The sequence below is a fragment of the Methylosinus sp. DMC45 genome (assembly GCF_056313885.1).
In genome coordinates, this window is the sequence record NZ_JBQUZK010000051.1 from 77,000 (window position 1) to 91,446 (window position 14,447).

16 protein-coding genes are annotated in these 14,447 nt (G+C 65.6%); 1 reads left to right on the plus strand and 15 read right to left on the minus strand.

All coding sequences use genetic code 11. The features are described from left to right. Nucleotides 1-48: 48 nt before the first annotated feature. From ACT53T_RS16635 to ACT53T_RS16675, 9 genes are all read right to left on the minus strand, one after another. Nucleotides 49-1,182, minus strand: a complete 1,134-nt coding sequence (locus tag ACT53T_RS16635; protein ID WP_476162058.1) for a secretion/conjugation apparatus DotM-related subunit — start codon at nt 1,180-1,182, stop codon at nt 49-51. After that, nucleotides 1,182-1,718: a lytic transglycosylase domain-containing protein gene (locus tag ACT53T_RS16640; protein WP_476162059.1), complete on the minus strand. Its 537-nt coding sequence runs from the start codon at nt 1,716-1,718 to the stop codon at nt 1,182-1,184. Before ACT53T_RS16640 ends, ACT53T_RS16635 begins: the two co-directional genes overlap by 1 nt. Beyond that, on the minus strand, nt 1,715-2,113 hold the full coding sequence (locus tag ACT53T_RS16645; RefSeq protein ID WP_476162060.1) for a hypothetical protein: 399 nt from the start codon (nt 2,111-2,113) through the stop codon (nt 1,715-1,717). Before ACT53T_RS16645 ends, ACT53T_RS16640 begins: the two co-directional genes overlap by 4 nt. Then, entirely contained in the window at nt 2,110-2,358 is a 249-nt protein-coding gene (gene icmT, locus ACT53T_RS16650; RefSeq protein ID WP_476162061.1) for an IcmT/TraK family protein, read from the minus strand. The genes ACT53T_RS16645 and icmT overlap by 4 nt, the downstream gene beginning before the upstream one ends. Then, nucleotides 2,358-3,506, minus strand: coding sequence for a type IV pilus twitching motility protein PilT (locus tag ACT53T_RS16655; protein ID WP_476162062.1), 1,149 nt, complete (start codon nt 3,504-3,506; stop codon nt 2,358-2,360). The genes icmT and ACT53T_RS16655 overlap by 1 nt, the downstream gene beginning before the upstream one ends. A 48-nt stretch (nt 3,507-3,554) precedes the next feature. After that, nucleotides 3,555-4,532 carry a type IV secretion system DotC family protein gene (locus ACT53T_RS16660; protein ID WP_476162063.1) on the minus strand — a complete coding sequence of 326 codons (978 nt, stop codon included), beginning with the start codon at nt 4,530-4,532 and terminating at the stop codon, nt 3,555-3,557. Next, a complete protein-coding gene (locus ACT53T_RS16665) occupies nt 4,525-4,992 on the minus strand; it encodes a DotD/TraH family lipoprotein (protein WP_476162064.1) in 468 nt (155 codons plus the stop codon). Before ACT53T_RS16665 ends, ACT53T_RS16660 begins: the two co-directional genes overlap by 8 nt. 335 nt (nt 4,993-5,327) lie before the next feature. After that, complete coding sequence (locus ACT53T_RS16670; protein ID WP_476162065.1) at nt 5,328-8,378, minus strand: ATP-binding protein; 3,051 nt, start codon at nt 8,376-8,378, stop codon at nt 5,328-5,330. Between the two features lie 3 nt (nt 8,379-8,381). Beyond that, complete coding sequence (locus ACT53T_RS16675; protein ID WP_476162066.1) at nt 8,382-8,678, minus strand: hypothetical protein; 297 nt, start codon at nt 8,676-8,678, stop codon at nt 8,382-8,384. Nucleotides 8,679-8,714: 36 nt separating this feature from the next. On the opposite strand from ACT53T_RS16675, the gene ACT53T_RS16680 reads away from it, so the two are divergent. Continuing rightward, on the plus strand, nt 8,715-8,852 hold the full coding sequence (locus ACT53T_RS16680; RefSeq protein WP_476162067.1) for a hypothetical protein: 138 nt from the start codon (nt 8,715-8,717) through the stop codon (nt 8,850-8,852). A 268-nt stretch (nt 8,853-9,120) separates the two neighbouring features. Here ACT53T_RS16680 and ACT53T_RS16685 read toward each other — a convergent pair whose 3' ends face one another. The 6 genes from ACT53T_RS16685 to ACT53T_RS16710 all read right to left on the minus strand — a co-directional run bounded on the left by ACT53T_RS16685 (nt 9,121) and on the right by ACT53T_RS16710 (nt 14,445). Beyond that, nucleotides 9,121-9,525, minus strand: a complete 405-nt coding sequence (locus ACT53T_RS16685) for a hypothetical protein (protein ID WP_476162068.1) — start codon at nt 9,523-9,525, stop codon at nt 9,121-9,123. 251 nt (nt 9,526-9,776) lie between these two features. Continuing rightward, nucleotides 9,777-10,127 (minus strand): hypothetical protein, encoded by a 351-nt coding sequence (locus ACT53T_RS16690; protein ID WP_476162069.1) that lies wholly within the window; start codon nt 10,125-10,127, stop codon nt 9,777-9,779. A gap of 55 nt (nt 10,128-10,182) precedes the next feature. Next, entirely contained in the window at nt 10,183-10,794 is a 612-nt protein-coding gene (locus ACT53T_RS16695; protein WP_476162070.1) for a hypothetical protein, read from the minus strand. Then, nucleotides 10,758-12,161 (minus strand): hypothetical protein, encoded by a 1,404-nt coding sequence (locus tag ACT53T_RS16700; protein WP_476162071.1) that lies wholly within the window; start codon nt 12,159-12,161, stop codon nt 10,758-10,760. Before ACT53T_RS16700 ends, ACT53T_RS16695 begins: the two co-directional genes overlap by 37 nt. Before the next feature lie 10 nt (nt 12,162-12,171). Continuing rightward, the gene (locus ACT53T_RS16705) at nt 12,172-13,488 is read right to left on the minus strand and encodes a DotG/IcmE/VirB10 family type IV secretion system protein (protein ID WP_476162072.1); all 1,317 of its coding nucleotides are present in this window, start codon (nt 13,486-13,488) and stop codon (nt 12,172-12,174) included. Continuing rightward, the gene (locus tag ACT53T_RS16710; protein WP_476162073.1) at nt 13,489-14,445 is read right to left on the minus strand and encodes a DotH/IcmK family type IV secretion protein; all 957 of its coding nucleotides are present in this window, start codon (nt 14,443-14,445) and stop codon (nt 13,489-13,491) included. Between the last annotated feature and the right edge of the window lie 2 nt (nt 14,446-14,447).

Below are 14,447 nucleotides of genomic sequence, written 5' to 3' on the forward strand. Positions count from 1 at the left end.
TTGTCGAGAGCCGATGATCGTACCGAGCCGCGCGAATGAGAAGGCGCGTCAGACCTTTCGAAGCGCCGCGAGCGCATTGTCGATCGCGGCGACGCGCAAGGGCGCGCCCGCGATCAATTCGGCCGCCCAATGGTCGCGCGCTCCGATCGCTTCGACGAGCGGCGTCGGATGGAGGTGAGGGTCGAATATATCCGCCGGGTAGCCCAATGAGTGCAGCGCGTACCACAGCCGTCGATCGACGAGCTTCAAGAACCCGAATTGCGCCGGCGGCAGAACGCCGCCTTCCACCCGCGCGGCGAGGAGGACGCTCATCGCCGCGGTGGTGGTGAACCCATGCGCCCCCATTGTCGCCGCCAAAGGAAAGCGCAAATCTCTGTCGTCCAGCCAATGATCGGCCTGCTCGACCAGGGCGACCGGGAATGCGAGCGCTCGATCGGGTCCGGTCCGGCCTTCCTTCCCGATCGGCCCCAGCGCCGACGAGAGATCGCCCAGATAGCGCTGCGCTTCGTCGTAGCGTTGCGTTCGATGCAGCGCGAACGCCGCCAATATGCAGCGAACATGCGGCGGCGCCTTTGCCGGGTTGGGCATGGCCGAGCCGAGCTGGCGCGTCAGCTCGGCCCGCGCCGCGCCCTCAATGAAAGCGCCCTTGTCGTCCGTCGCCCAGCGCTCGATCCATTCGGCGCGGGTCAGAGCGCGATCGGCGGGACGCGGCTTGCCCGGCTCGATATCGACGAGCCCCAGCCGTCTGCGCACGAAGGCGGCGGGCGTGCGAAAGGATCGGAGCTGCTCGCGCATCAAAGCTTCGAGATCGAGCGGGCGAGAAAAGCGCTTCGCCCCGGCGCGGCTCGCGCAAACGGCGGCGAGAGCCAGAACGACGCCGATCGAGGGCAGGAGAAAGAAGCGCCCGACCTCGCGGGCGAGGCGCAGCAGCTGCGGAAATTTCACCGTCGCGGGATTTGTCGCGAGAAGCTGGGCGTCCGCGACGTCATAGCGATCCGTGAACAAATGAATGAATCTCATCTGCCAGTGCAGGCCCTGCATGACGATCGCGCTGATCGCGGCGTGCTGCTCCTCCCAGAGATACCAGCCGCCGAAGCCGACGCCGACGACGAAGACGGCGACGCTCATCAAAAAGGCGGCGCCGTCGCTCACATTGCCCTGAGAGGAGTGCGATACGGACATCACCTTGCTCCTCGGGTGACGGCCACGCCTCTCTCTGTCGAGCTCGTCTCTGCGGCGGCCTCGCGTTGCAGACGCCGGCCCTGCGCCAAGACCAGGCGGCGGTAGGTGGCCTTGTGTCGTTCATTGTGCGAATGATAGAGGCCGACCCCCTCCCAGAGATCGCCATCCGCCTCGTCGAGCGCCTGTCGCAGAATCCACGCTCCGCCTTCGACATTGGCGCAGAATTCGTCGCGCAGAGCGCGATAGGTCGCCTCTCGCGACGCGCGCCAATGTGCAGCCAGCTTCGGCAGCCAAATCTGGTTCACCTGCATCGGTCCGATGTCGACCGTGTCGTTGGTGTTCTGGCTCACTTTTCCGAGCCGCCCATTCTCGACATTCAGAAGGATCAAGAGAATCTCGGCGGGGATCGAATGCGTCTTCGAGGCCGCGTCGATGCACTCCTTGACGTAGGCGCCCTTCGCCAGATCGTCTGCGGCGCGCGCCGGTCCGCTGGTCGCGATGATCGATAAAGCCAGAACCGCGAACATCCGTCTCATTGCCGCTGTTCCTTCCCTCGCTGATCGGCCTCGAACCGTTCGTTCGAATCCGCCCAGACGTCGCCGAGCTGCTCCACCACGATCCCGTTCGGCCCGCAGGCCTGCGAGATCGCCTCCATCGTCGCCAACATCGCCATTGTGAAAGAGCCGGGGTCCATCACGGCGAGGCGATAGCCGAGGAGAGCCCCTTCGTCGGGCTGCGTCGTCAGTCCGAAGCCCTCGCCCTCGACCTCGCGCCACAAGGCTTCGCCCGTGAGCACGAACAGCGGCAGCAATCCATCCGCCGCGGCCGCGCTGTCGAAAGGCACGGTCACGCCCTCGAACAGCACTGGCCGCCCGCCCTTCCTCAGAAGCTTCTCCAGCACGGCCTCCACATCCGCTATGTCCAGGATCATGACGCCCTCCTGCGCTTCCAGGTCGGGACCGCGGTTCGGATCGGCCCGATCAGCATCCGACGAAGGAGCCGTGGCGCCGAGGAGACGGTCAGGCCCGCCCAGCTGACGACGATGAAGAAGGTCATGCCGCCGATCGCTATGTAAAATGTCATCCAGCTCCAATAGACGACGAAGACCAGCAGAGGCAGGCAGGCGCGCCCGTCCAGAAACAAGATCCGCGTCGGTAGAGCGGTGTTCCGCCACATCAGCCTTCCTCCCTCAATTCGTGCGCCGCCGTCTCTTCACTGATGCGGCCGTCCCGCAGAGCCTTGCCAATCGCCTGCGCGAAAGATTGCCCCTGCTCCTCGATCGCGCGGCGCGTCAGGGCCGGCCATTGCGTCGAGTCCGTTTCCAGAAAGCGATTGCGAAGCTTGCGATCGAATGCGAGGAACTCCCGCAGCGCCGTGCGTTTCCCATCCAGGGATGGCGCCAGCCTCTGATTGACGACGAGCCGCAGCGATTGCGCGACGGCGCTGATCAAATTGTCGCGCTCGGCCAAGGGGCAGAGGCTCGCGATGCGCTGCATCGTCAGCGCGACGTCATTGGCGTGGATCGTCGTCGTCAGCGCGTGGCCGGAGATCGCCGCCTGAATGGCGGCGCTCATCGTCGCCGTCTCGCGGCATTCGCCGACGATGATATCGGTCGGCTCGCGTCGCATGCAGCCGCGAATGAACTCTTCGAAATTCGGCAGATCGCGCGGGATCTCGCTCTGATTGATCGTGGACGTCGGGCTCTTGACGCGATCCAGCAGAAACTCGACCGGAGCGGCCCCTTCGACGATGTCGTAATGCCCTTGTGGGTCTAGCAGCTTGGCGATGGTCATGCCGGCGATCAGAGTGGATTTTCCCGAACCCGTGCCGCCCGACACGATGACCATGCCGTTTCTCGGGCGGAACGCCTCCATGATGCCCGGCTCGACGAGCTGCTCCTCCAACGACGGCGGCAATCCGGGGATCGGACGCAAGACCACATTGACGCCGAGGCGGCGGCTGCTGCGCGTCGACGTGACGTTGAGACGGTAACGAAGCCGCTCGGTGCGGCTCACGGCGATCTCATAGGTCGTATCGAGCGCGCCGCCGCCCTGCAGCCGCGCCATGCCGTCGGCGCCATAGAGATGATTGACGATGTGCGCGATCTCCGCCTCGTCGAGCGTCTCGCCGCCGACCCTGCGATTGCGGCCGTAGATCCTCAGCCACGGGCAGTGCCCCGTCTGAAACGAAACGCGGGAGGCTCCCGAGCGATAGGCCCAGGTGAGCAGTGAATCCAACGCCGGCGCGCTCTTTCGCGGGTCCGCCACCCAGGAAAGACCCGCGCTATCCCAAGATTCGTCGACCGCCGCGTCCTGAAGCGTCACGTCTCTTCCTCCCCGATCGCTCGGCGACACGCCGAGGCCGTTTCGCTCTCACTTCGGACAGGGACCGTGGCGCTTGGACGCCCAGCGGCGGGCGTCGGCCTGCAGGCCCGGCTGATCGGTGATGCGGACGATGCGATCGCCGGCGCGCAGCTCGTCGCGGCCGCCGTTCACGACGCTGTTCTGGAAGGCGAGCTTCGGATGCTCGACGAGACCCGCGCGCAGCAGCACGCGGAACCGCGCCATTCCGACGATGTCGCGCTGCAGGCGGCCGAGGTCGGAGAGGAATATTTCGACGGCCTGCTTCTCGCCCTGCGCCCAGCCCTCGGCGACCCATTTGTTCCAATAGGCCGCTTCCTGCTCGGTGCGGGGGAGCACGGCGTCATGGGGCCGCGTCGGCGCTTTCCAATTGCGCACGAGATAGGCGCGCCAATTCGGCGGGGCGGAGGCGAGCTGCGCTTCGCGCGTGATCTGATAGACGCAATCGGTTTCCCGGGCGACCTGCGCATCGGCGCCGAGCGCGAAGGCGAGCTGTCCCTGGGTGACGACGGGCGGGCGCAGCAGCGTTCGGCCGCCGCCGAGCGGCAGCACCACGGAGCCGAAGTCATAGCTCTTGTCGAGCGTCGGCTCGTTGCGCCGCAGCGTATCGTTGATCGCGAAGGACCGCGCCGCGAGGCCGCCCTGCGCCCCGAAGCTCAGCGCCGCCTGATACAGCGTCTCTTCCCGCCCCGGGTCTAGCCCGAGCCCGGGATCGCCGCGCCCGGCGCGCACCGCCTGCAGCGCCTCGAGGGACGGCGGACGTTCGCCTCCGACGACCGCCGGCTCCTGCGCCGCGCCGGTGATCGGCTTGTTCAACGGATTGCCGAGGACATGCGCCGCGGCGTCGATCTCCTCGGGCGAAGGCGCCGGAGGAACGGGATAGACCTTGATCCCCGCATCCGCGAAGGCGGATGAAGCCAGCAGCGTGGAGGCCAGCAGCGTAGAGGCCAGGAGCGTCGTGACGAGCTTACGGATCCTGAGCTTAGACATGATAGATCACCTCGATGCGATGATGCTGCGCGTCGACCTGCACGGTCGCGCGGTCGCCCGCGGCGCTGCCGATGGCCTGGAAAATGTCGTAGACGCGCCGCGGGCCGGTTTTGACGCCGATCGACACCGGCTGAACATTGAACGCAGAGTCGACGACGACGTCGTAGCCGACCTCGCCGGCGAGCTTTTTCACCGCCCCCTCGATCGGCCCCTCCCATTCGAAGGCGACGATCTTTTGCAGCTCGGCGGGCACGACTGCCGCGCCCGAGCGGGGAGCCGGCCGCATTCGCCCCAGCTCGCCCATCTCCTTGTCGACATGGTCGACGCTTCGCCGAAGGGCGATCTCCACATTCGGCATCCCAGAGACATCGACCGTCGTCGGGACATCATGCGCGCAGCCGCTGAGAATGCTCGACGCCGAAAGTAGCACGAGAACGCGACATGGGTGGTTGGCGCTCATATGATTTTCTCCTCGGCTTTCTGGCGCGCTCACGCTATTCGGCGTCGGCGCGAATGACGATGAAATCTCGGCCGCTTGTCGCGGCCTTTGATGAGACGGCGTAGCTCGGCCTCTTCGGCGTTCGCGATGGATTCGGCGTTATCGACGTCGAGACGGCCACGGCGCTCCATTCGAGCGACGTCGCGCGTCCCCGGGCCGAACATGACGACGGCGTTCGGAAGAAGCTGAATGCGAAAGCTGGGCATGGCGACGCTCCTCGATCACGAATCCAGGCCGAAACGATTCTCCCGCTCTGCGCGTATTTCAAATGTCGACGCGCTCGGATTCGATCGGCGCTACTGAGCCGCGACGACGAGCGGCGAGCCGCTCTCGCCATAGCGGAGCTTCGCGCCGATCCCACGCGCATCGGCCAGCTCGTCCGCCAATTCATCGACGACGCCGGTCTCCGCGCGCGCGTCGAGCTCGCCCCGCCGCATGCGCTTGGCCTTGCGCTCCTCGATCTCCTTTTCCGCCGATCCGCCCGGAAATATTCTCGCGAGCCGCCGCAGCGCCTCCCGAAACCCGATGCGGTCATAGAGGCGATTGCGCAGGGCTCGGTCGCCGGGGGTCGTAGACAGCGCCCACAGCTCGATCGGCCCGAGCGTGTTGACGAGCATCTGCTCATATTTGGCGTTGTCCGCATGAAGCACCGCCAGGAAGGGCGCGCCGGCGGGACCTGGCCCATGAAGGCGGTGGCGGACGATATCGGCGCTCGCTTCGGAGAGATTGAAGCGCTGAACGATCTCTTCGGCTTCCGCGTCGTCGCCGGCCCGCAGTACGAAGCGGCCCGTCGACTGGCTGACGATCGCGTCGCCCATGTCGCTCAGGCGCTGACTCGCGAAGCCGAGCTGAACATTGTGCTTGGGGCCTTCGCGCACATCGAGCTCGGCTTGCGCGCGGACCTGCGGACTGCCTTGCGTGCGATGCCATTCGTCATAGTCGAGGCGCTTCACCGATTCGTAGATGTCCTGGAAGCGCGGCTGGTGGAAGCCGCGCGCCTCTTCCGGGACGAATGGCAGGTAATCCGGCTTCAGGAAGAAATTGCGTGCGATGATGTGGCGGGCGAGCATATACATCATCTCGGTCTGACGATTGGCCGCCGCCGAGCCGGTCGGGGCGACTTCCGCGAGATCCATGACGATGATCCGCGCCGCCCCGAAATCCAGCCGCGTCGGGCTGTTCAAAGTCGGAAACTTGCGGATGACGTCGTAGATGTAGCGTTCGAAGAGATCGGAGGCCTGCTCCGCCGTCATGGCGATTGTGAGCTTGCCGAACATGTCCTTGACCTGGTCGGTTCGCGCGGCTCCGACCAGATCCTGCAACAATGGAACGGCGTGCCGTTGCGCCACTTCCGCGAGACGATAATCCCCGACCGCGCAGAGGGCCTGCACCACGTCTCGCCAATGCGGCTCGTCATGATGCAATTCGACGCCGTGTCGTTCGATCGCCGCGTCGATCAGAGGCTCGACCCCGCGCCGATAGCGCTTGGGCGACGCCCCCGGAACATCGGTGCAAAGACGATAGGCTTCGTCGATCACGATGCCGATCATCTGGTTCATGCCTTCGAAAGGCGTGCTCTGATCCGGCGGCAGCGTGATCAAGGCGAGAAAATTCTGCAAAAAGGCCTTTTCGAGCGGCAGTGGGTATGCGCAGCCGACCTGCAGATCGAAGACATTGAACTCGAAGCCCGGCGCGAATTGCATGCGCGTGTAGATCGCCTCGTGCCGGCGCTGCGTCCCCAGCGCTTCTTGAATGAGCAGCACGAAGCCTTCGGCCGAATCGCCGATATCGACCTTGCCGATCAGAGGCAGCTTCGCGCCTGCGGCGCCGAGCGCGACGGAGCTGAGGCAGAGGCCGAGATTGATCGTATTGGCCAGCACAGATTTTCCCGAGCGCGGCGGCGCGACGAAAGTGTCGAGGACCTGTGGCCGCTTCGAGCCGCCGGAAGGGTCATATGGCCACATGGCGCCGTTCGGCTGGCGGAACAGCACGCTGCCTCGGTCCCATGGCGAGGCGGTTCGTCCCCAGGGCAGCATGGCCAGCACGTCGCCGATCAGCGCTACCGACGGCGGCGCCGTGGACGCGAGCGCCAGTCCAGGAACGCTGCTCATCACGCCTTCGAGCGGATCGCCGATGACGGTCGTTCCCCGGCAATTGCCCCACGCCTCGAGGCGCTGCTTCAGCGTCGACAGTCGCAGCCGCAGCTTGCCGACCTCTCCGAAGGGAGCCCAGGTCGCAAAGGACGCCCGCAGGCGCACGGCGATATGGTTGTTGTTCTCGCGCTCGCGCTTCAAATGCTCGAAGGCGCGGGTGATGTCCCGGTTGCCGGGAAACATCCACAAGAACTGCGCGCCGGCGCTCTTCAGGAGCATGTCCGAATTGCCGCCGCCCTCGATCACGAAGGAGACCCGCCAGGGGATGCGATCCTGCCCGAGCCGCGACGACAGCTCGACGAACGGCCGCGGATCCTCCGGCCCCATCGTCATATCGACGCAGCCGTAATCATAGAGGCCGATCTCCACCCTCTGCCCGTCATGGACGACGGCGTCGGAGTCGAAGAAGAGATCGCGGATCGCCGGCCACATCAGCGTTCCCAGGATCGGACGCTCATCCTTCTCATCCGGCCAGCGCGGGCGAAAGGCGTCTCCGACCAGGGTCGGACGCCAGGCGGAGCCGACCGTCTCGCGATACATGGCCTCGCGCGCGACCACCAGAGCATCATGGGCGGATATCTCCGTCGCGGCGACGTCCAGCCCTTTCAATGAAGACACGACGCGCGAGACGAAGCCGGTGTGACGCGCCGCCATGACGTCGCTCCGCAGATAGAATTTCTGGGCGTCGCCGATGTTCGGGCACTTCTTGGCGAGCGCCGCCTGCTCCTCCTTCATCTGCTTGCGCTCTTCCTTGGTGAGCGTCGCGGCGCGCGTCCACAAGATGAAATACGCCGCCTCCCAGCGCATCATCCCGGTCCAGAGCTTTTTGCGTTCCTCGAAAATATCGCCCAGCTCCAGCCCGATTTCCTTGGCGATCTCCCGGCAGGCCGACATGTTGACGCGCTCGATCTCGACCGCCGCGAGATCGGGATCGGAGGCGTACCATCCGACGATCGCATGTCCCCTGTTCTCCAGCGTGCCCGAGATGTCGATCCGCATGGCGTTGGCCAGGCGATCGATATCGGCCCGCGTCGACATTCGGCGCATGCCCCCGAGACGCAGGAAGCTCACATAGTCGCCTTGCTTGGTGACGAGCGCGTCGCCATGTGCGGCTTCGATATCGCAAAAGCTCGTGAGGGGCTGCTTCGCCATCAACGACACTGCGGCGAGCCCGCGAGAAATCCAATGGAGCATTATCTATCTCCTTAAAATCGATGCGAGCCTCTCCTTGAGGAGCAAGCGCGGATAAATGTCGCGGCCGTCGACGAAGAACCGTCCTAGCGACAGCAGGCGAACTCCGCCGAGCAGCTCGTTGCGACGGGCGTATGAGCCTGGAGAGATGAACGACAGAGCTTCGGCGAGATCGCGCGGCGAAGACGTTCCGACGCGCCGTTTGGCGATCGCGCTGCGCTCGACGAGAGCGGCATAGGCCGAGCCGGCGGCGAAAAGATCGTCGGGACTGTTCGCGGGAAGGGAATCGAGAGGCCACGACACGGATTTTCCGTGCCTCGCGAAAGACGAATGCACGCGATGCACGAGCGCATTGACGGCGCCTTGCGTGAATTCCGGCGCCCAGATCAGGATGGCCTCGCGATCGATCTCGGGGCGCGCGAGATTTCGAGCGAGGCGGCACAGTGCGCAGCTCGATGGCTCGTCGCCCGCGTCTGACAAAGTCGCGGTCCAGCTACCGATCTCGCATCCACAATGCGAGCAGCGACCGCCGAGCTCTCGTGGTCGCGGCGTCGCCGCATCGAATGCCGGCCGTGTGCTATCGCTCATAGCCGATAGTGAGAGAGTGAGCATTGCGGCGCGCCAATCTTCGAGATAGAAGCGTCCTCGCCGGCCTTCGGCTGTGAAACCGAACGATCGGCGAGGGCCTTTCTCTCCCCTGCCCGTCGCCGCGTTACGCCGGCGAGGAACAGGAGAGCGTTGAACATCACTGGAAGGTGATGACGCCGGCCTGGTCGGTCACTTTCGCGCCCGCGCCAGTGGTGGTGTAGGAGGCCTTCTGGATCCACGAGCCGCCGGCGACGAACAGGCCGGTCAGCACGAGACCCGTCAGACCGGCGGCGACTTTCCCGCTCTCGCGATTTTCCGGCTGACGCGACTGCCACAGGAACCAGACGCCGGCGACGAATGTCACCAGAGCGGCGACATACATCGCGGTCGAGCCGGCGAAGCCGCCGGCGGTCGAGAACTCCTTCGAAATGCTCTGGACCTGCGAGCCGAGCGTCTGGCCAGCCGCCTGAGCAAAGGCGCTCGTCGCTCCGAGAGAAACGGAGAGCGCCGCACCGGCGAGCAACGACGACACGCGGGATTTGATTTTGGCGATGGTGTTCAAGTTCATCTCCTTCGATTGCGAGAGCGCGCCGCGCCCTCGAAAAAAAGATTCGGACGAAGCTGCGCGAATATCGAGCGTCGTGTTTGCGCGCCGATAAAATATTTTTTGCGCCTATCGCGCGTAACCGTACAGAGCCACGAACGCGAACAGCCACACGCCCGGATTCATCGCGATCGCCCAAAACACGCCCTTTGCGATCTTCTCAGGGAACGTCTTTCCAGGAGCGGCCAGCCGCCGCATCGGCCGCGCCGTCATTTCGAGCCTGCGAGGAGCAGGACGCTCGTTGCGGCGAGCCCGATGCCCACGACCGGCGTCAGCGCAATGTCGACGAGTCCATATCTTCGCGCATTGGCGAGGAAATGGCGCGTCCAGCGCGCCATGGCCCAAAGATAGACGGCGCTGCTCACCAGCGCCGCCATGACGAGATAGAGCCCCATCGCCATCGCGAATCGTTCCGCGAGGGCTTGCTGCTCGGCGAGATCGAAGACGGTCGAGACCGACAGACCGAGACCGGCCATCGAAAACATCCATGAATAGACGAGACCCCATCCGGCCAATGTGATCGCGAATGGAGCCTGCTTCAGCTTCTCGACATTCTGCATGACGTTTTCTCCGCATTGAGGCGCCGAGGTCGGGCGCATCGACATGCTCTGCGTCTCAGGTTCGAAACACGGAAACCAGCCATGTCGCGACGGTCACGACATTGATGAGCATGATTCCGAACATGAACTGCACGCCACAACCGCCGGGGCTGCGATTGCTGCGGCCCGCGATCACCGCATTCCAGGTCAGCATCGCAAAGAAGCAGGACATCGCGCCGACGGCCTGGAAGAACCCCTGAAACAGCGTCACGATATTGACGACGGAGTCGCCAGGAGTTTGCCCCAACAGATTCCCATTGACCGTCGGCGCCGTGTAGCTCGTCAACGCCCCGATCGACACTTGCAGATTGGTTCCGGCGGTATTGTTCGCCATCGTGAGGATCGACGGAAACGACGCGAAGGCGCCCGAGAGGACGAGCGCAACGAACGGAACCCAGGGACGGCCGCGATAGGGATTGTGGCTCTGGGATTGCGTCCAGAATCCCCATCCGGCCGACATGAACAGCGCGAGCGCCGTCAGATAACAAAAGGTCGGCAACAAAATCGCGATTGCGTTGCCGATCTCTCCTGCGAAATTGACCAATCCTTGCACGTCAGCCCCCTCTACCGAATGCCGGAAAGCCCACCCGCTCAGCGGATCGGCCCCTTCTCCGTCTGCACGACCCATTCGGTTCCGCGCTGGCTGATTTTCGTGACGCGCCCATAGCCCGGCACATGCGCTCCGATCCCGATTTGCAGCGGCGCGATCTCGTCACCACTGCGATCGAGCTCGGACAGCATGGCGAGGCCCGGCGACGCGGCCTGCACACGATATCGGGCGGGCGGAGCGGGAGCGTCGGGCTCGTTCTTTGTCGACAGGGACGCCGGGACGACGCCCTTCATCGCGGCCGGCCGCGTGGCCGGGGGCGCGACCGGCGGGCTCGCCTGTTCCGGCGGCGATGTCGGAGTGGCCTTTGCCGCGTCGAGGGAGCGTTGCGCCTCGCCGAGGTTCAAGCGCCGTTCGAAATCGTTCAGCTTCGCCTCGATCGCGCGCGCCGTTCTCTTGTCACTGTCCTGCAGCGCGGCGATTTCCTCCCTGGTTCGGCGCACCAATGTGGAGAGCTCGGTGATCATGCCGAACAGTCTCGTTTCCATCTCCAGCTGTTTCTCTTCCGCCTTGATGGGGGCATCCGGCGGCAATGACGCGACGCGCTTGATCGCCTCCTCCCTCGCCTTCACGGAAGGCTCGCCCGTCGAGGCCGGCGCCACAGCGACCGTGGCGACCGGGGCGGGCGACGTCGAGGCGGGCGCGGCCGCCGCCTTTGCGGCGACGAAAGGCGCGACTTTCGGCGCCTCGGGAGGCGTCGTCGCGGGTCTTACGCCGACCTCTCCGACGACCGCCGGCGACACCGGAGCGGGCGCGACGCTGGCGAGCGGCTTTCGGTTCTCCCGGTCCTTTTCGGGGCTCCAGAACGCCTGGACCTCCTCCGCGATTTTCTGAGGGGGCGACGCCGCCGGCATTTCCAAGGTGCGTTCGCCGTGCTCGTTCAGCGGCACAGCAGCGAGCTTCGACGCCGGAGCCATGAGCCCGGCGTCGACGCCTTTCTCCGTCACCCCGCCCTCGAAGGCTCCGCTATTCGGCAAAAGAGCGACTGCGGCGATGGTCGCGACGCCGAGAGCCGCGAGAGAAACCGAAGTCGCGAGTTTATAGCGTTCGAACGGATCCCAGGCGTTCGTCCGCGCCTTCTTTTCTTCGGCTCGCGGAGCCGGGTCGGTCTCGGCGACGCGCGGAGCGTTCGGATCGGCGTCGGTGTCCGACAATGGCTCCTTCGCCGCCGCCTTAGCGGGCTTTCCCCAGGGACCGAGGAATTCCGTGCGGATGCGCGCGAAGCTGGTCGCGATCGACGCGGCCAGCGTTTTCTTGTCAGAGCCGTGGTCTTCCTCGGACGTCGGCTTGTTCGGCGCCGCTTCGGCGTCAGCCTCGGGCAGGCCGAGGGCGAGCTCGTGGCTCTCGTCGCTGTCGACGAAATTCAGATTGCCGGCGACATCGCTCATTGGTGTTCTCCTATTTCGTGTTGAGACTCGCGGGATCGACGCTCGCCGTTTCCGGCGGCGCGGCGACGTTGGACAAGAAGATGACGCCGACGCCCGCATTGGCGGCGAGGAAGACGGTTGCGCCCTTCGGCGTTTGCTGTTGCAGCGTCTGTCCGATCTGCGCGGCCGCCGCGCCGCCGGCGATGCCCGCCTGCTGTCGGAAATCCAGCTTGCCGTAGCTCTGGATCATGCCGCCGTATGGCGTGTAGCCGATCGTCGAGTTCGACAGCGCGATCGCCTGTCCAAGACCGGCGACGAAAGCGGCCGCCGTCGGCAGGGCGAAGCGTTCGATGTAATGCTGATCGACGCTCGTCGCGACGGCGGTCTCCATGCTGTCCGGCGCGATCACCAGGCCTTGCACGTTGATCGTCTGCCCATGGTGCTCGATGGAATTGACCCGCACCACGAGCCTTTCTGTGTCGCCGAACAGCGCGCCGACCGCCTGGTTCTTGGAGAAGGTCCCGATCATACGATCGCCCGCCAGCGGACCCGTGTCCGCCTGCAGGACGATCGGGCCGCCCGTGTCGGAATTGACCGAGAGCACCGTATGGGCGTAGACGCCGCGCCCCGCCGGGACCAAAATGGTCTCGGCGGGGGAACGCTGCTGTTGCGCCGGCGCCGCCGGGCGCGCGCTCGTCGCGCGCTGCTCGACGCGTGCGCCCTGCCCCTGCCCGATATCGTCTCGAACATCCGTCGCCGGCGCCAGCACCAGATCCGTGCGCGGCGGGCGCCCTTCCCATTGCTTGAACAGATCGGCGACCGCCTGCTTGAATTGCTCGTCGTTCGCTCCCGCGTTCGGGCTAGCGGGCTCGCTGGCGGCGACCTGTTCGATGCGCGCCTCCTCTCGCGGGCGTTCCGGCGGGACGTAGAGCGGCGCAGGTTCGGGAACCGGAACCACCGCGGGTGCGGGCGGCGGCTCCGCCGCGGCGACCTCCTCGGGATCGCGCCGATCGACGAGCCGCAGCGGCGCGGCCGCCGGCAGGGGCGGCGTATAGGACGCCCCCGACGCGAGCGCCTTGTCCGCCTGCCCCTGCGCATGACGCTTCAGCAGCGCATCCTGCGCCGGATTGCTGTGCATTCCGCCCGGCAACGGATCGACCTCGGGCATTTTGGCGACCGACGACTCGGGGAGAGCCGGATGCGAGATCGACGAGACGCCGACGAGAAGCGCCGTCATCGACACGCCGACGACTGCGATCGTCACGATCCGCGCCGGGCCGCCTCGGCCGCCTCGATTGAATTCACGGAGCTGCGACAGCAGCGGAAGTTTCGAAAAGAGATCGGACATTTAATCCTCCGTCAAAGAGGCCGAAACGGTGCGTCCCTGATGAGAGAGCAGCACGACCGGCGTCGCGGGAAGCTGGTAGACGGTGAGGCCCCCTTCGGCGGCCTCCGACGCCGTCCATTCCGGGGAGATCAAGGTGAGACGCGTGCGCAGATAGACGCGATCGCCGAGCCGCCAGGCGCGCAGCTCGTCAGGAGAGACGCCTCGAACTGACATAGGCGTCGCCTCCGCAGGCGGAACGCCGTCCAGCATGGCGGTGAGGAACGGCGCCGCCGTGTCGGGCGCGCTCGCGCGAACAGTCCCCGCCTTCGCGTTGGGGCCGCGCTCCGCCACCTGGATCGAGATATCGGCGTCGTAGCGAGCGCCCCCGCCGATCAACAGAAAGCTGATTGGCTTCGGCGCGCCCTGCAGCGTCACCACGAGACCGCCGCGCGGCTGCAGCGACATCGGCGTGATCTCCAGGACATTCGATCCCTTCGCTGGCGTGCAGACATAAAAGCCCGTGGCGGCGACCGCGGGGCCGCTGGCGTTCGGTCCCGTGTTGCAGTTGCCCCCTTCCGTGACAGCCGCCGGATTGCTGTTCGTGTCCCATTGGATCGGCCATGGCTCGCCGGTTCGATCGAAGAAGGAGATCGCCGTCGGATAGCCCTTGACGGTCTGGATGATGTTGACCGCCTGGCCCGGCGTGAACGAGACATTGACGCGCCGGCTCGCCGGCGCCGCGAACTCCGTCGTCGCCTGTTCCTGCGCACGTTTGTTGTCGCCGAACCGCTTGCCCAGATCCCGGATCATTCCGGGCGTCAGAGGAATGATGTTCGCGGCTCGATCGGCCGATCCCGACGCCTGCACGCCGCCGCCGTCCGCAGCTCCAGGAATGCTCGCCGATTGCTGCGCCAGACCGGGCGGAACAGTCGCCAGGAGGACGACTGCGGCGCCGAATAATATGCGATTGTTCAGCATCT

What these genes read in the sequence shown, in the direction of transcription:
- ACT53T_RS16680 (WP_476162067.1), top strand. Translation starts at nt 8,715, where the DNA reads ATGCACGAGCGCATTGACGGCGCCTTGCGTGAATTCCGGCGCCCAGAT.
- ACT53T_RS16700 (WP_476162071.1), bottom strand. Translation starts at nt 12,161, where the DNA reads ATGAGCGATGTCGCCGGCAATCTGAATTTCGTCGACAGCGACGAGAGC.
- ACT53T_RS16635 (WP_476162058.1), bottom strand. Translation starts at nt 1,182, where the DNA reads ATGTCCGTATCGCACTCCTCTCAGGGCAATGTGAGCGACGGCGCCGCC.
- ACT53T_RS16690 (WP_476162069.1), bottom strand. Translation starts at nt 10,127, where the DNA reads ATGCAGAATGTCGAGAAGCTGAAGCAGGCTCCATTCGCGATCACATTG.
- ACT53T_RS16670 (WP_476162065.1), bottom strand. Translation starts at nt 8,378, where the DNA reads ATGCTCCATTGGATTTCTCGCGGGCTCGCCGCAGTGTCGTTGATGGCG.
- ACT53T_RS16660 (WP_476162063.1), bottom strand. Translation starts at nt 4,532, where the DNA reads ATGTCTAAGCTCAGGATCCGTAAGCTCGTCACGACGCTCCTGGCCTCT.
- icmT (WP_476162061.1), bottom strand. Translation starts at nt 2,358, where the DNA reads ATGTGGCGGAACACCGCTCTACCGACGCGGATCTTGTTTCTGGACGGG.
- ACT53T_RS16695 (WP_476162070.1), bottom strand. Translation starts at nt 10,794, where the DNA reads ATGGGTCGTGCAGACGGAGAAGGGGCCGATCCGCTGAGCGGGTGGGCT.
- ACT53T_RS16640 (WP_476162059.1), bottom strand. Translation starts at nt 1,718, where the DNA reads ATGAGACGGATGTTCGCGGTTCTGGCTTTATCGATCATCGCGACCAGC.
- ACT53T_RS16705 (WP_476162072.1), bottom strand. Translation starts at nt 13,488, where the DNA reads ATGTCCGATCTCTTTTCGAAACTTCCGCTGCTGTCGCAGCTCCGTGAA.
- ACT53T_RS16645 (WP_476162060.1), bottom strand. Translation starts at nt 2,113, where the DNA reads ATGATCCTGGACATAGCGGATGTGGAGGCCGTGCTGGAGAAGCTTCTG.
- ACT53T_RS16710 (WP_476162073.1), bottom strand. Translation starts at nt 14,445, where the DNA reads ATGCTGAACAATCGCATATTATTCGGCGCCGCAGTCGTCCTCCTGGCG.
- ACT53T_RS16665 (WP_476162064.1), bottom strand. Translation starts at nt 4,992, where the DNA reads ATGAGCGCCAACCACCCATGTCGCGTTCTCGTGCTACTTTCGGCGTCG.